Consider the following 14,045-nt stretch of genomic DNA (forward strand, 5'->3'; position numbering starts at 1 on the left):
ACTCACGTCATTCTCCGGTCTGCTCGGGCCAGTGGCTCAGGCGTGAAGCCTTGCCGTTGTTGCCCGCGCCTGCCAGCACGCCTAGCGGCTCGTTGGCCGATTCGATCCAGCGCGCGCGCATCGGCGCGAGCACGAACTTCGCCGAGATGCCCGCGGCGATCGTGATCACGGCGGAAACGATAAAGACGAGACTCCAGCCGCCCGCTGCGGCGAGCACCGATGCGACCGGCACGAGCAAGGCCGCCGTGCCTTTCGCGGTGTACAACGTGCCCGCATTCGCCGTTGCATATTTGCTGCCGAAGGTATCGGCGCAGATCGCCGGGAAGATCGAGAAGATCTCGCCCCAAAAGAGGAAGATCAGCGCGGCGAACGTCATGAACGCGTACGGATTGCTGCCGAACCGCATCAAGCCGAGCAACGCGAGGCCCTCGCCGATGAAGATCAGGAACATCGTGTTTTCACGGCCGATCTTGTCGGAGACGAAACCGCACAACGGACGCGTCAAGCCGTTGAAGATGTTATCGATCGAAAGCGTGACGGTGAGCAGCGGCAAGGTCATGCCGAGGAACGACATCGGAATGCGGGCGAGGCCCCAGTCTCTCGCGATCGGACCGATTTGCGCCGTCGCCATCAAACCGCCCGCCGCGACTGCCACGAACGACACGTAGATCACCCAGAACACCGGTGTTTTGATCATCTGGCGCGACGTGAAGTCGGCCTTCGACACCGCGAATTTGCTCGGGCGGATCGCTTTCTGGCGCAGCGCCGGCCTCACCAGAAGCAACGCGAGCAACAGAATGCTGACGCCTTGCAGGATGCCGAAGAAGAAGAACGCATGCTCGTAGCCCGAGCGCGTAATCATGTTGGCAATCGGAATCACCGTGATCGCCGCGCCCGCGCCGAAGCCCGCGGCCGTCAGACCCGCGGCGAGACCGCGTCGATCGGGAAACCACTTGAGCGCATTGCCGACACACGTGCCGTAGACCCCGCCCGCGCCAATCCCGCCGATGACCGCCGACGCATACAGCACGCCCAATGACGTCGCGTACGAATTCATCACCCACGACAAGCCCGCGCATACCGCGCCCGCCGCAACCACGGGCCGAGGCCCGAACCGGTCGACCAGCCAGCCCTCGAACGGCACGAGCCACGTTTCAGTCAGGATGAAGATAGTGAAGGCAAGCTGGATCGATGCTTCGCCCCAGTGATGCCTGGCGTTCATCGGTCCCACGAACAACGTCCACGCGTATTGCAGATTGGCCACGAACGCCATGCACACTATGCCGATAACGAGCTGCCACCAACGACCGCTCCAAAACATTCGAGTCGGAGTCTGCTGGGTGATATTGTCCATGAGCCTTGTCTCCACTATGTATTTAGTGCGGCGGGTCAACGTCCCGAAGGAAGTTTCCTTCAGGGGACACGCCGCGCTATAGGTGTCCCACCTTATGGTTTAAACCCGAAAAGCCTTGCTATTCGGGAAGATTTAATTGTTTGTTTTTCGACTTTCTTTAAAAAACATCAAGCTCAAAGCATCACGATTTCCGCAAGCCGATTATTCCGACAATTAATGCATTGACATACAAGCTTGCTGGGCTGTTTCGTCCGCCCCGCCTGGCGTCTGAGCGTTAACCCGAATACTTCGCCGGCAATTTCGCTTTCTTATACAGAGCCATGCTAGGGTGATTGCTGAATTACTAATAATTAAAGTTTGTTATTATGTCGATTCACATTTGCTTATATATCGGCGATGACAATGCGCAATGCGACTCTGCGGCAATTGAAGGTCTTCGAAACGGTGGCGCGACACCTGAGCTTCTCGCGCGCCGCAGAGGAATTGCATCTGACGCAACCCGCCGTCTCCACCCAGGTCCGGCAACTCGAAGAACATGCCGGCCTGCCGCTCTTCGAACAATTGGGCAAAAAGATCTATCTGACGGCGGCCGGGACCGAGATGCTCCACTACAGCCGCGCGATCATTCAGCAGTTCCACGAAGTCGACGAAGCGATGAGTCAGCTCAAGGGCGTCTCCGGCGGCAAGCTGAATGTCGCGGTAATCAGTGCCGGTGATTACTTTTTTCCGCGGCTGCTGGCTGAATTTACGCGCCGATATTCGGGCGTCGAGCTCAATCTCGCCGTGCACAATCGCGAGGAACTGCTGCATCAACTCGCGACCAATCAGACCGATCTCGCGGTCATGGTGCGCCCCCCGCACGAAACCGACGCGACCAACGAGCCGTTCGCGCCGCATCCCTACGTGATCGTGGCGGCACCCTCGCATCCGCTTGCCCACAAGCGCAACATCAGGTTCAGTCAATTGGCAAACGAGGCGTTCATCGTGCGTGAGCGCGGCTCGGATACGTGGAACTCGATGGAAGAAGGCTTTGCCGGCCGTCTCTCCAACCTGAAGATCGCGATGGAAATCAAAAGCACCGAGACGATCAAGCAGGCCGTGATCGCCGGCATGGGTATCGCATTTCTCTCCGCGCACACCATCAGCCTCGAATTGCAGCTGGGGCACCTGGTCGTGCTCGATGTCGAGAGCTTCCCGGTGATGCTCAACTGGTACGTCGTGCACCGCAAGAACAAACGACTGCCACCGGTCGCGGTCGCGTTCAAACGCTTCCTGATGGAAGAAGGCGCGGATTTGATCGAGAAGATCACGCGCGTCAAGGAATTGAGCGTGTATAAGCAGTAGGTTATGAAAATCCAATAAAACTTTAACTATTGCAAATCGTTCTGGACTTCTATGCTGCAAGCGAGTTCTCTCACTTGGCAGCCCAGGAGGCCGATCATGAACCACGCTCCGGTTGAATCCCGCACCGCCAGCACGGGCACCGCCCGTCTTTCCGCCGACCACCCCGACGACGCTCATCTGAGCGCCTACAACGCCGCGTTCAGTGACCTCGGCCTGCGCTTTCGCTGGGACCGCGCGACACTCGACATGCTGAAGGAATTCAGTGGCGAAGTGGCCCGCATCACGGCATTCATCGAGCGGTATCACGGCCATCTTCACCGCGCATACGATGCCGACTTTCTCGCGCAACTTATCTTGCATAAGAAAGATCAGTACTACAGCGAGTTCGCGGCGGCGGCGGACTGAAAACGTCGGCGGGCTGACGATCACGTCAGTCCCGCTGCGCTTCACGCTTGCCGTTCGATAGTTGGGCTTATTCATATTCAGCGGCGCGCGACGAAATGAGTCGGGCGATGCGAGGCGCGCATGCGTTGACGCCGGGTCACGCTCGCGCCGTCATGCCCCCCTCGACGGTACCGATACGCCGACGCGCGCAGCGTGCCTGTCTCGCGTAGTGTCCATGCCGGTTCCTCTCCGCCATGCCACTCGATCTGTGCGAGCAGTCCTCGCCTGTCCAGCGCGAGGCCACCGCATCGTGCGGCAAACGCATGCACGTGCAACGCGTGGCTCACTTCGCTCACATCGCCGGCTGCTGAATACTCGCGGCTGATCATCAAGTGCACGCCCAGCGAACATGCCAGCGCGCTCATTGCAAGCAGCGCGGCGAGTCCGAACGGCTGCGCCTGCTCGGTCACGAAGCTGTAGCCGAGCCATGCGCACAGCAACATCGCGAGTAGATTGACGATGCGGTGGCCCGGACGCGTCACCGGATTCAATTGCAGCGCACCGCGTAGTTTGCATAACGCAATCGCGCAAGTGGCGAAGATCAGCGCACCAATGAATACCGCGCCATAGAGTTCGATTCGCTCGGCATTCGCGCGCCCCGTTGCCGCCGACAGATAGCGCACTATCCCGCCCGACATAACGGCGAGGCCCATGCCGCTGCCCAGCAGCATAATAAGACCTGGCCGCCGCGTCAGATCACAGCCGCGCACGAGCCATGCGCCGAACACGGCGCCCGCCACCGACGCCTCGATCACCGCGTCGCTCGCCCCCGTTCCCGCCGCCAGCAATCCTGCGAGCACGGCGGCCAACGCACCCCCGTGCCAATACGGTCGATGAGTCGATCCGCGGTACAGCAGCCGTTGCCCGACCGCGGCAAGCGCAACCGTCAACACAGACACCAACGCGGTAGCAAGAGCCGCTGCCAGCGTCAAAAACACGCTCATCCACGCGGTACTGTCAGACGTTTGCAGCATGCGTGCTCCTTTGGATTGCGATGCAAGGACGCGGCCCACGAGCCGCATTCTTCTGCGCCCTCAGACAACTCCCGCCGTTGCGATCGGCCCGGACTGCGCGCCGGTGCCGGTGCGTCCGGCGACGCTCAACGTATTGCTGAGCGTGCCGATTCCGTCGATCGTGATCGACACCGTCGCTCCATCCCTGATCGATCCGACGCCCACCGACGTCCCGCACGCAATCACATCGCCGGGTTCCAGCGTGAGATCCTGCGAGATCATGCTCACCTGCTCAGCCGGTGAAAACACCATGTCGGCGAGCGGATAGTTCTGCCGTTCGACGCCGTCGAGCATCGTCACGAGACGCGCTGGCCGCCAGTCGAAACCCGAGACGATCGCGGGCCCGATACAGCAGAACGTATCGAATCCTTTCGCGCGACACCATTGCGGAAAGTGCGGATTCTCATTCAGCAGATCGGCGGCGGTCACATCGTTGACTAGCGTGTAGCCGAAAATCGCATCGGCCGCCTCGTCGAGACTCGCATTGCGGCAGCGCCGGCCGATCACGATGCCGAGTTCGCCTTCATAAACGATCTTGCCCGCGTAACTGGGCGGTCGCTGGATCGGCTCGCCCGAACCGATTACCGAGCCCGCCGGCTTGAGCAGGAAGAGTGGATGCGCGGGGACGGGTTTGTCGAGCTTCGCCGCCAACGCGTGATAGTTGTTCCACAGCGCGACGATCTTGCCGGGCGCGCAAGGCGCCAGCGGCGTCAGCGCGCGCGACGACAGCACCGCGCCAGTCGGCACGGGCCGTTCGAGACCCTCGTATTCGTGCAGATAGCCGCCTTCGACCCGGCCGAACACGATGCCACCGTCGTTCGACATGAACCGCATCCACGTATCCATCCATCGCTCCCTGCGCACTTGCGCACGATCTTTCGTTGACTTCGGACGTTGACCACCGCTTGCGCGCGACTAGATCGCGCCGGCCGTGCGCAACGCGCTGATCTGCTCAGGCGAATAACCGAGTTCAGCCATCACTTCATCCGTATGCTCGCCGAGCAACGGCGAGCGCAAGACCTCCGTCGGACTGTCGGACAGTTTGATGGGATTGCCAACTGTCAGATACTTGCCGCGCGTCGGGTGATCCACTTCGACAATCGTGCCGGTTTTGCGCAGCGAAGGCTCCGCGGCGATTTCCTTCATCGACAGGATCGGCCCGCAGGGAATGTCGTGCTTGTTGAGGATCTGCATGGCCTCGAACTTGGTCTTGGTCATCGTCCAGCGCTCGATCTCGGCGAATATCTCCTTCAGACGCGGCAGGCGCGCGGGTGCCGTCGCGTAGTCGGGGTCCGTGGCCCACTCTTCCTTGCCGATCACGTTGCAGATCTTCGCCCATACCGGCGCCTGCGTGATGAAGTAGATATACGCGTTCGGGTCGGTTTCCCAGCCCTTGCACTTCAGAATCCAGCCCGGCTGGCCACCGCCAGATGCATTGCCCGCACGCGGTACCGCTTCACCGAACGTCCCGTTCGGATATTGCGGATACTCTTTCATCACGCCGGTCCGATCGAGCCGCTGCTGGTCGCGCAGTTTCACGCGGCACAGATTGAGCACGCCGTCCTGCATTGCCGCGAGCACGCGCTGGCCGCGACCGGTATGCGTGCGCTGATACAGCGCCGTGACGATGCCGAGCGCCAGATGCAAGCCCGTGCCGCTGTCGCCGATCTGCGCACCGGTCACGACCGGGGGGCCGTCGTCGAAGCCGGTCGTCGAAGCCGCGCCGCCCGCGCATTGCGCGACGTTCTCGTAGACTTTGCAGTCCTCATAAGGCCCGGGACCGAAGCCCTTCACCGACGCCACGATCATGCATGGATTCAGTTCCTGAATGCGCTCCCAGGTGAACCCCATGCGATCCAGCGCGCCCGGCGCGAAGTTCTCCACCAGCACGTCGCATTTCTGGATCAACGCTTCGAGCACCTGCTTGCCTTCCGGGTTTTTCGTATCGATCGTGACCGAACGCTTGTTGTGATTGAGCATCGTGAAGTACAGGCTGTCCACGTCCGGAATATCGCGCAACTGCTCGCGCGTGATGTCGCCGGCGCCGGCCCGCTCCACCTTGATTACATCCGCGCCGAACCATGCCAGCAATTGCGTACAGGTCGGTCCCGATTGCACGTGCGTGAAATCGAGAATGCGCACACCGTCGAGTGCTTTGCTCATGTCGTGTCTCCTGAAGGCTGCGATTTACCTGTACATTGTCTGGTTCTTCGTGCCCGGCGCGTACTCGCGCGGGTCGACCCAGATGTTGACCACCGCCGAGCGGCCGGTACGATGAATTGCTTCGCGAGCGCGCTGCAACGCGCCGGCAATCTGCGCCGGATCGCGCACTTCCTCGCCGTGGCCGCCGAGCATTTCGCCGAACTTGCTGAACGGCACATCGCTCAGCAGATTGCCGACGTTGACACGCTCTGCGCCGTATTTGGCGAGCTGGCCGTAGCGGGTCTTCTGCCTGAGCGTGTCCTCGGCTGTCGTGCTGCCTGGTTTCCGACTCAGGGATGAAACAACTGCGGACATGGTTGGCTCCTGTCACTCGGTTGTGCAATGGTCATCGACGGACGCATCCGCTTCGACATGCGCCTGTCGTCACCGACGTCTTGCTGGCCGTGCTACATACCGTATGTGATATATCACATTCAAGCAAGCCCAATTTCAAGGACGTCCGCTTCAGGATTGTGGGGCGCTATTCCTTGTCAGTCATGGCTTTGCGGCGAAAAATCCGTTGGCCTTCAAGCCCCGCCAAGGGAAAACACCGACTCGCGTTGCATCTGCGTCGCTGTTGATATATCACATACCATATTTTTATCGTCGTCAAGCGAGGTTTATCCCTCAGCCCTGAACAGGCCTCGCGAGGGGCCGCGCAAACAAAAAGGCCCGCGGTGTTTTCACACCGCGGGCCTTTCTTCCGGTCCGCCACTTCAGTCGCAGACTCACCCAGCCATCAGTCCAGAAAATCGCAATTCGCCTCGACGAACGCCGCGAGATCCAGCGAATGCTGACGCACCAGCCGCTCGGCCAGTTCGGTATCGCGCTGCTCCAGCGCCTCGATGATCCGCACATGATCGACGATCGAACGCGACGCACGGTCGCTCTGCGAAATGGTCATGCGCCGGATGGCCCGCACGTGGATGAAGATGTTCTTGATCGTGTCGAGAATGATCTGCGACTTCGACAACTCGACGATTGCCTGATGAAACGCGATGTTCGCATCCGAATACTCGGCGATGTGTTCGGCCGGCGTGGCGTCGCGGAAATTGTCGAACATGTGGCGCAGGCGGGCGATTTCCTCGTCGCTGGCATGCAGCGTGGCGAGACGCGCCGCCATACTTTCGAGCGCCGCCCACATCTGGATCATCTCGACGATTTCCCGCTTGCTCTTGCGCACGATGTAGATGCCGCGCCGCGGCACCATGCGCAGAAAGCCTTCCTGTTCCAGCAGGGTCATCGCCTCGCGCACCGGCGTGCGGCTCACGCCGAGCGATTCGCTCAGCACGCGCTCGTCGAGACGGACTTCTTCGCGATTCCGGTATATGTCCGCGTCGGCGATCGCCTGCCGCAGCATGGCATACGCCTGATCGCGCAAGCTTGCGCTCGCGCCGATCGGCTGTAACGACAAGGTGAGCGGAGTGGCCACCGTTTCAGTTTGAAGTTCTGACGACATTCATCGCCTCTGCTCGAACATGCGTGCGATACGGCGCAGGCGCCGCTGCGCCGCGCTCCTCGCCCAAGCCGACGAAACGGCCGTGTCGCGATGCGAGCTGCGCGACCCGCTGCGGAATCCACTCGGTCAACAAGACGGTGCCCGCAGCACCCAAACCCACAACAGCAATACCGAAAAACATGAGAGACGCAAATTCCACTTTGTAACTCCGAACGATTGAGTGAACGAATGACTCAATCATATGCTGCAATGCCGCATTTATCAATATTCGGTATGTAGTATATCAATAAATGTTGTTTTTTGGTTACGTGAATCTGTCACCACATTTGTCATCGCAGTTGTCACGTTAGCACGCGGCGGCCGGCGTGCGCCTGCCGATCGTCGAAGCGCGCTGCTGCGACATCCGAAAGCGTTCCTGCTGATCATCGCCCTGCGCCTCGCCGAGTTGTTCACGGCGGATATCGTGACGGCGTTCGCGCCGAACCCACCTGCACATGCCGCGCGAATTTTCCCTCGCGATCGGCCTGCTGGGTGGGGCGCCGAGTTGCATAACGATTCAGTGCTTTTCTCTGCTTTGGGACCGCTCCGGACGCCGCCGCGTGTACATCATCGGCGGTGGGCATGTGGTCACGGCCGGCCCGTTCTGTCTTTGCGCCTCAGGTTCGTTCGGTGCTCGCGCGCGCTGCCGACCGGGGACGGGTATGGGAGCCTTTCGCCAGGACAATGCCTTATGTTTTGGAGCTTCATATTGCAAATGCGATGTGCGCGACCTATCGTTCGTCAAAGCAAAATTCCGGGCGAATTTGCCTGTGTCACATGAAGAACAGATGCATATAGAAAAGGCGCCGGTCCGCAAGTTTTACACCGCAGCGCCTCAAGCATCGAGTACGAAACGCCGATAACAAAGAATTCTTCAACGGAGACCGACCATGAGCAGCATCACCGAGCCGGGCGACAAGCCGGGCTCCGTCCCATTCTTTTCGAAGCACGCCACCGTTGCGAAGCCGGGTTTTTCGCGCTGGATGGTCCCGCCCGCAGCCCTTGCCGTCCATCTATGTATCGGCCAGGCGTATGCCTTCTCCGTGTTCAACGGCCCGCTGACCAAGGTGATCGGCATCACGCAATCCGCCGCCGATGACTGGTCACTGACCGCGCTCGGCTGGATCTTTTCGCTGGCGATCGTGTTCCTCGGTTTATCGGCCGCGTTTGCGGGCAAATGGCTCGAACACGTCGGCCCGCGCCGCACGATGTTTACCGCCGCATGCTGCTTCGGCGGCGGCTTCCTGGTCTCGGCGCTCGGCGTGCACCTGCATCAGATCGCGCTGCTCTATCTCGGCTACGGCGTGATCGGCGGGATCGGGCTCGGCTTGGGGTATGTGTCGCCGGTGTCGACGCTGATCCGCTGGTTTCCGGACCGCCGCGGCATGGCGACCGGCATGGCGATCATGGGTTTCGGCGGCGGCGCGATGATCGCCGCGCCGTTGTCGGTGGCGCTGATGAACCACTTCCGCAGCGCGACCAGCGTCGGCGTGGCCGAGACCTTCGTCGTACTTGGCATCGCGTACTTCATCTCGATGACGATCGGCGCGCTCGCGATCCGCGTGCCGGCCGCCGACTGGAAGCCGGCCGGCTGGACGCCCGCCGCGACCACCCAGAAGAAGATGATTTCGCGTAACCACGTGCATATCGATCAGGCGTTGAAGACGCCGCAGTTCTATCTGATCTGGCTGGTCCTGTTTCTCAACGTGACGGCCGGCATCGGCATTCTCGGCCAGGCGTCGGTGATGATTCAGGAGAGCTTCGCGAACACGGTGACGGCAGCGGCGGCGGCCGGCTTCGTCGGTCTGCTGTCGTTGTTCAACATGGGCGGCCGTTTTGTGTGGGCTTCGGCTTCGGACTGGATCGGCCGCAAGAACACGTACTCGGTGTTCTTCGTGCTCGGCGCGGTGCTGTACTACCTGGTGCCGAGTTTCGCGACGTCCGGCCAGATCGCGCTGTTCGTGCTCGCCTATTGCTTGATCCTGTCGATGTACGGCGGCGGCTTCGCCACCGTGCCCGCTTATCTCGCGGACATGTTCGGCACGGCATTCGTCGGCGGCATTCACGGCCGCCTGCTGACAGCGTGGGCCGCCGCCGGCGTCGCCGGGCCGGTGCTGGTGAACTACATTCGCGCGTATGAAGTGGCGAACGGCGTCGCCAAAGCGGATGCCTACACGATGACCGTTCACATCATGGCGGTGCTGCTGGTGATCGGCTTTGTCTGCAACCTGCTGGTCAAGCGTGTGGACGACAAGCACCACATGACCGATGCACAACTCGCCAAAGGCGCCTAAGGAGATCCGCATGTCGACCGCTCAGATTCAAACCGCGCCTGGGTCCAGCAAGGCGAAGCTTGCTATCTTCTGGCTGTACGTGACGATTCCGCTGGCATGGGGCGTGGTCAATACGATCTCGCAAGCGATGAAGCTGTTCAAATAAAGGCCGGCGTTGCACCTCGCGCGTTCCGACGACGGGGTGCTGGCGGCGCGTACGCTACGCGCCGCCGCCCATGCCGCCCATGCCCTCCCCCTTACGCCCTCTTCGCGCCGCCCACGCGCATCGCACCTCCCCCTGCGCTACCACTGATACGCCGCGCCGGCGCCGACCGTCGTCGTAGCCGAGCTGATGCCCGCGCCCACTTTCACCTTCAGATTCTGCGTGACGCGCGCGGACAAGGCGACTGCCACCGCCTGATAGCCCTTGTACCCGGCGGTCGCGACACCGAGCGCGAGGTTCTTCGTCGCATCGACCTCCGGGACCATGGTCAGCGCGATAGCCGACGCGGTGCCCGAGTAGGCGTTGCGCGCGATCTCGCTGAGGCCGCCCTGGAATTGCTGCATGTTCACGGCGTCGGTGGGCGCCTGGCCTGCGGCGACATGGGTGACGCGCCGCTCGTTGCCCGCCGAGCCCACCGATACGGTGCCGGTCTGGTCGGCTACCGAGCCCTCGCCGAGCGCCACCGAATTCGGCGCCGACGCTGTGGCGCCGCCGCCGATCGCAACGGAGCCGTTGCCGATCGCCTGCGCCGCATTGCCGGTGCTCTTGACGGACACATACGCGTCGCCGGTGGTTTGAACGTTGTTGACGGCCTGACCGAGGTTGCTGATCTGCTGGTTGGTGCTATAGAGTTGCGCGCCGGTCACGGCGTCGGTGCTGGTGGGCGATAGTTCGCCGTCCTTCAGATTGGTCAGCTGGACCTTCGGCGCATTCGCCGCCGTGCCGCCGAGCGTGATCCTGTCATGGGCCGAGGTATCGTACTGCACCGCATTCGCGACCGCGCCATTGAGGTTGCCGATGGTGGTTTGCAAACCCGAGATATCGGTGGTGTTCTGCGTGACACGGCCATCCAGGTTGGTGAGCGCCCCGCCTACGTTGTTCACGACCGTGCCGCCCATGTTATAGGACGGCGCCGTCACCGTGCCGTCCGGATTGACGGTCGCACCGCCGCCCAGCGCCACCGCCGTGCTCGCCGCTTGCGCATACAGTTGCGAGCCGTTGACCGCGTCGCTGCTGGACGGACTGACCGCGCCCTGGGACACGCCGGTCACGACCCGATTGCCCGCCGTGCCGGCCACGTTGATCAGCGTGCCCTCCGTCGCCGCGCCGATGTTGATCGTCCGCGATACCGGATCTTGCGTGACCACGCCGATGCCGCCGGTCTCCATATTCTGCTGCAACGCGGAGAGACCGCTGTCAAGCGAGCCGAGCGCATCGCCGACGGTGCCTTGTGTGCCGCCTTGCACGTGATACGTAGGAGGCGTCACCGAGCCGTCCGCGTTGATCTGCGCGCCGCCGCCCAAAGCGGCCACCATCGGTTTGAGCTGGCCGAGATTGACCGCGGAGGCGTCTGTCGTGCCCGCGGCGATCCCCGTGAGTTCGCGCGAGCCGGTGGTGCCGGTGAAATCGACGCGCGCGCCATCCGAATCTTTGGCGACGCTGAGATCGCGCGACGTCTGATCCTGCTGGACGAGGCCGATCTCGCCGTTCGTGATCTGGTTCGCGATGTGGGTCACGTCTCCTTCCACGATCGAAGTGCGCGAGTCGAGGTTGGTGATCGCCGAGGTGTTGTCGGTGACACGCTGGTCGAGATTCGTGATGCTGCTGGTGTTCTGCGCGACCGCCTGATTGGTGCTGAACAGCTGCGCGCCGTTGACCGCGTCGGAACTGCCGGCGCTGAGATTGGCGTCGCGCACGTTGGTGACCTGGACCGGCGCCGCCACGTTGCCCAGCGAGACCTTGTCATGCGCTGGCGAGTCGTACTGGAGCGCATCGGTGCCGGCCTGAACACTGGTCGTCACGGCTGCCGCGAGGGCCGCGCCCACGTCGGTATAGGTGGCGCCGCCGATGTTGTAGACAGGCTTGTGCAACGTGCCGTCCGGATTGATCGCGGCGCCGCCGCCGAGCGACTCGACGACCGGACTGAGTTGCCCCAGATTGACCGCCGAGCCCGCCGCCGTGCCGGCCGCGACGCCGAGCAGCTCACGCGGCCCCGCCGTGCCGGTGAAGTCGACATGCGTGCCGTCCGTGCTGTTCGCGACCCGCAGATCGCGCGAGACCGGGTCTTGCTGAACGAGACCCAGCGTGCCGTTGATGATTTGGCTGATGTTGTTCGTGATGTCGGTAATCGACGTCGAATTTTGCGTAACCGCCTGATCGATGCCATACAGCTGCGAGCCGGTCACAGCCTCGGAACTGCCGGCGCTCACCGTGCCGTCGGCGACGTTGCGGAGCTTGACCGGCGCGCCCGGGTTGCCGAGCGTCGCGACGTCGTGCTGCGCGCTGTCGTAGCGCAACGCGTCGCCGCTCGCGCGCACGCCCTCCGACGCGGCCGCGGCCAGCGCCGCGCCGACGTCGTTGTATGTCGTGCCGCCAACGGTATAGGACGGCGCGACCACCGCGCCGTTCGAGTCGATCGACGCGCCGCCGCCGAGTGCGGCGGCCACTCCGGCGAGCTGGCCGACGTTGGCCGCGTCGGTGGCTTGCGTGCCGGCGGCGACATAGGCGATCTGCCGGCTCTGCGTGCTGTTGCCCAACGACACTACGTTCGCGCGATCCGCGACCGAATCGCCGCCTAGCGCCACCGACCCCGCCGCGCTGGCCGTGGCATTCGAGCCCAACGCCAAGCCATTCACACCGCCGCTGGCGATGAACGCGTTATAGCCGATCGCCAACCCGCCAGCCGCTCCAGCGTAGGCAAACGCGCCGATCGCCGCGCTATCGAGTCCGATGGAGCGGGAGTTGTAGCCGATCGAGACCGAGTTATCCGCCATGACACCGACCGTGGCCGCCGCACCGACGGCCGTCGAGTAGGCTGACATCGCGCCCGCCGCGGCGCCGATCGCCGTTGAACCATTGCTGGCCGCGCCCGACGCGGCGCCGATGGCGAGCGCATTGATATTCGCGGCGGTTGCCGCAGGGCCGATCGCCATCGCGTTCATATCGGTTGACGCGCTGGTGCTGGTGCCTTGCACGACGTTGGGGCTGACCGCGATATAGTCGGTCACCGGCGGCGTACCGGCAGCCGCGAGCATCGCGACCGGCTGCGCGGCGGCACCTTCCGGCGTCCCTGCGAAGACGCTTGCGTTAGCGACGGCGGCGTCCCTCGCCGCATCATTGGCGGTGGCCGTCGACATGCCTGCCGTTTGCGCGGTCAGCTCCGGCACGACGTCGAGACAGTTCTGCGCCTGGGACGTGCAATCGTCGGCACGGGCTGCCTGTGAAAACGCCAACACGCTCAACAGACCGGCACTGGCGGCCAGCAGCGCCCGGCACGCCGTCGCGCCTGTCCCGCCACGACGCCCGGCCAGTTCGGAGGCGGCGGCATAGGTGCGGGTCGTGGTGTTCCATACGGTTTTATAGGTCTTGTTCAACATCCCTCCAAAGTCTTTCTCGAAATACTCTCGCCAAGTTTTTTCTTATGGCTTCCTAAATGTTTAGCACCAGCAGGCTGAAACTTAGGAGCACAACGCGCTTCGACTTGGCCGACAAAAGCGATGTGGACAGTGTCTTCAACTGGAGCAAAAAGGGAAATACGAAAACTCCTAAAAGAGCTATAGGCAAGCTCTAATAGGCTAAACGGCATAGTGCGTTGCGGAGGCTACGGCGATGTCGCAGGAATCGTCTTATGCCAGCCCATGTTTCCAAGGCCGTTTTAAGCTCTCTTCAGATTCTTAGCGCGCGAAAGACGGGA

The 14,045-nt window shown here is 62.4% G+C and carries 11 protein-coding genes and 2 pseudogenes; 5 read left to right on the forward strand and 8 right to left on the reverse strand.

Annotated features, from left to right (window positions below; all coding sequences use genetic code 11):
• Positions 1 to 7: 7 nt before the first annotated feature.
• A complete protein-coding gene (oxlT, locus tag PQR02_RS18045; protein ID WP_408233556.1) occupies positions 8 to 1,354 on the reverse strand; it encodes an oxalate/formate MFS antiporter in 1,347 nt (448 codons plus the stop codon).
• Between the two features lie 396 nt (positions 1,355 to 1,750).
• Here oxlT and PQR02_RS18050 point away from each other — a divergent pair, with 396 nt between their 5' ends.
• Together PQR02_RS18050 and PQR02_RS18055 are read left to right on the forward strand one after the other, a co-directional pair.
• Positions 1,751 to 2,698: a LysR family transcriptional regulator gene (locus tag PQR02_RS18050; RefSeq protein ID WP_408233559.1), complete on the forward strand. Its 948-nt coding sequence runs from the start codon at positions 1,751 to 1,753 to the stop codon at positions 2,696 to 2,698.
• A gap of 96 nt (positions 2,699 to 2,794) precedes the next feature.
• On the forward strand, positions 2,795 to 3,103 hold the full coding sequence (locus PQR02_RS18055) for an HAD family hydrolase (protein WP_408233562.1): 309 nt from the start codon (positions 2,795 to 2,797) through the stop codon (positions 3,101 to 3,103).
• A 77-nt stretch (positions 3,104 to 3,180) separates the two neighbouring features.
• Here PQR02_RS18055 and PQR02_RS18060 read toward each other — a convergent pair whose 3' ends face one another.
• The 6 genes and pseudogenes from PQR02_RS18060 to PQR02_RS18085 form a co-directional block, all read right to left on the reverse strand.
• Positions 3,181 to 4,116 carry an NAD(P)(+) transhydrogenase (Re/Si-specific) subunit beta gene (locus PQR02_RS18060; RefSeq protein WP_408233565.1) on the reverse strand — a complete coding sequence of 312 codons (936 nt, stop codon included), beginning with the start codon at positions 4,114 to 4,116 and terminating at the stop codon, positions 3,181 to 3,183.
• A gap of 60 nt (positions 4,117 to 4,176) precedes the next feature.
• Positions 4,177 to 5,001 (reverse strand): fumarylacetoacetate hydrolase family protein, encoded by an 825-nt coding sequence (locus tag PQR02_RS18065; protein WP_408233568.1) that lies wholly within the window; start codon positions 4,999 to 5,001, stop codon positions 4,177 to 4,179.
• Positions 5,002 to 5,070: 69 nt separating this feature from the next.
• Positions 5,071 to 6,318, reverse strand: a complete 1,248-nt coding sequence (gene frc / locus PQR02_RS18070; RefSeq protein WP_408233571.1) for a formyl-CoA transferase — start codon at positions 6,316 to 6,318, stop codon at positions 5,071 to 5,073.
• Positions 6,319 to 6,342: 24 nt separating this feature from the next.
• Positions 6,343 to 6,597 (reverse strand): annotated as a pseudogene (locus PQR02_RS18075) (thiamine pyrophosphate-dependent enzyme); the annotation flags it as partial.
• A gap of 499 nt (positions 6,598 to 7,096) precedes the next feature.
• Positions 7,097 to 7,816, reverse strand: a complete 720-nt coding sequence (locus PQR02_RS18080) for a GntR family transcriptional regulator (protein WP_408233574.1) — start codon at positions 7,814 to 7,816, stop codon at positions 7,097 to 7,099.
• Positions 7,794 to 7,997: a hypothetical protein gene (locus PQR02_RS18085; RefSeq protein WP_408233678.1), complete on the reverse strand. Its 204-nt coding sequence runs from the start codon at positions 7,995 to 7,997 to the stop codon at positions 7,794 to 7,796. The genes PQR02_RS18080 and PQR02_RS18085 overlap by 23 nt, the downstream gene beginning before the upstream one ends.
• Positions 7,998 to 8,166: 169 nt before the next feature.
• Between PQR02_RS18085 and PQR02_RS18090 the strand changes: the two are divergent.
• The 3 genes and pseudogenes from PQR02_RS18090 to PQR02_RS18100 form a co-directional block, all read left to right on the forward strand.
• Positions 8,167 to 8,430 (forward strand): annotated as a pseudogene (locus PQR02_RS18090) (shikimate transporter); the annotation flags it as partial.
• Positions 8,431 to 8,745: 315 nt separating this feature from the next.
• A complete protein-coding gene (locus PQR02_RS18095; RefSeq protein WP_408233577.1) occupies positions 8,746 to 10,149 on the forward strand; it encodes an L-lactate MFS transporter in 1,404 nt (467 codons plus the stop codon).
• A gap of 10 nt (positions 10,150 to 10,159) precedes the next feature.
• Positions 10,160 to 10,294 carry an MFS transporter small subunit gene (locus PQR02_RS18100; RefSeq protein ID WP_408233580.1) on the forward strand — a complete coding sequence of 45 codons (135 nt, stop codon included), beginning with the start codon at positions 10,160 to 10,162 and terminating at the stop codon, positions 10,292 to 10,294.
• A 137-nt stretch (positions 10,295 to 10,431) separates the two neighbouring features.
• Here PQR02_RS18100 and PQR02_RS18105 read toward each other — a convergent pair whose 3' ends face one another.
• Positions 10,432 to 13,728 carry a YadA-like family protein gene (locus PQR02_RS18105; protein WP_408233583.1) on the reverse strand — a complete coding sequence of 1,099 codons (3,297 nt, stop codon included), beginning with the start codon at positions 13,726 to 13,728 and terminating at the stop codon, positions 10,432 to 10,434.
• Positions 13,729 to 14,045 lie beyond the last annotated feature (317 nt).

It is taken from the genome of Paraburkholderia sediminicola, from assembly GCF_046026895.1.
Classification (GTDB): domain Bacteria; phylum Pseudomonadota; class Gammaproteobacteria; order Burkholderiales; family Burkholderiaceae; genus Paraburkholderia; species Paraburkholderia sediminicola_C.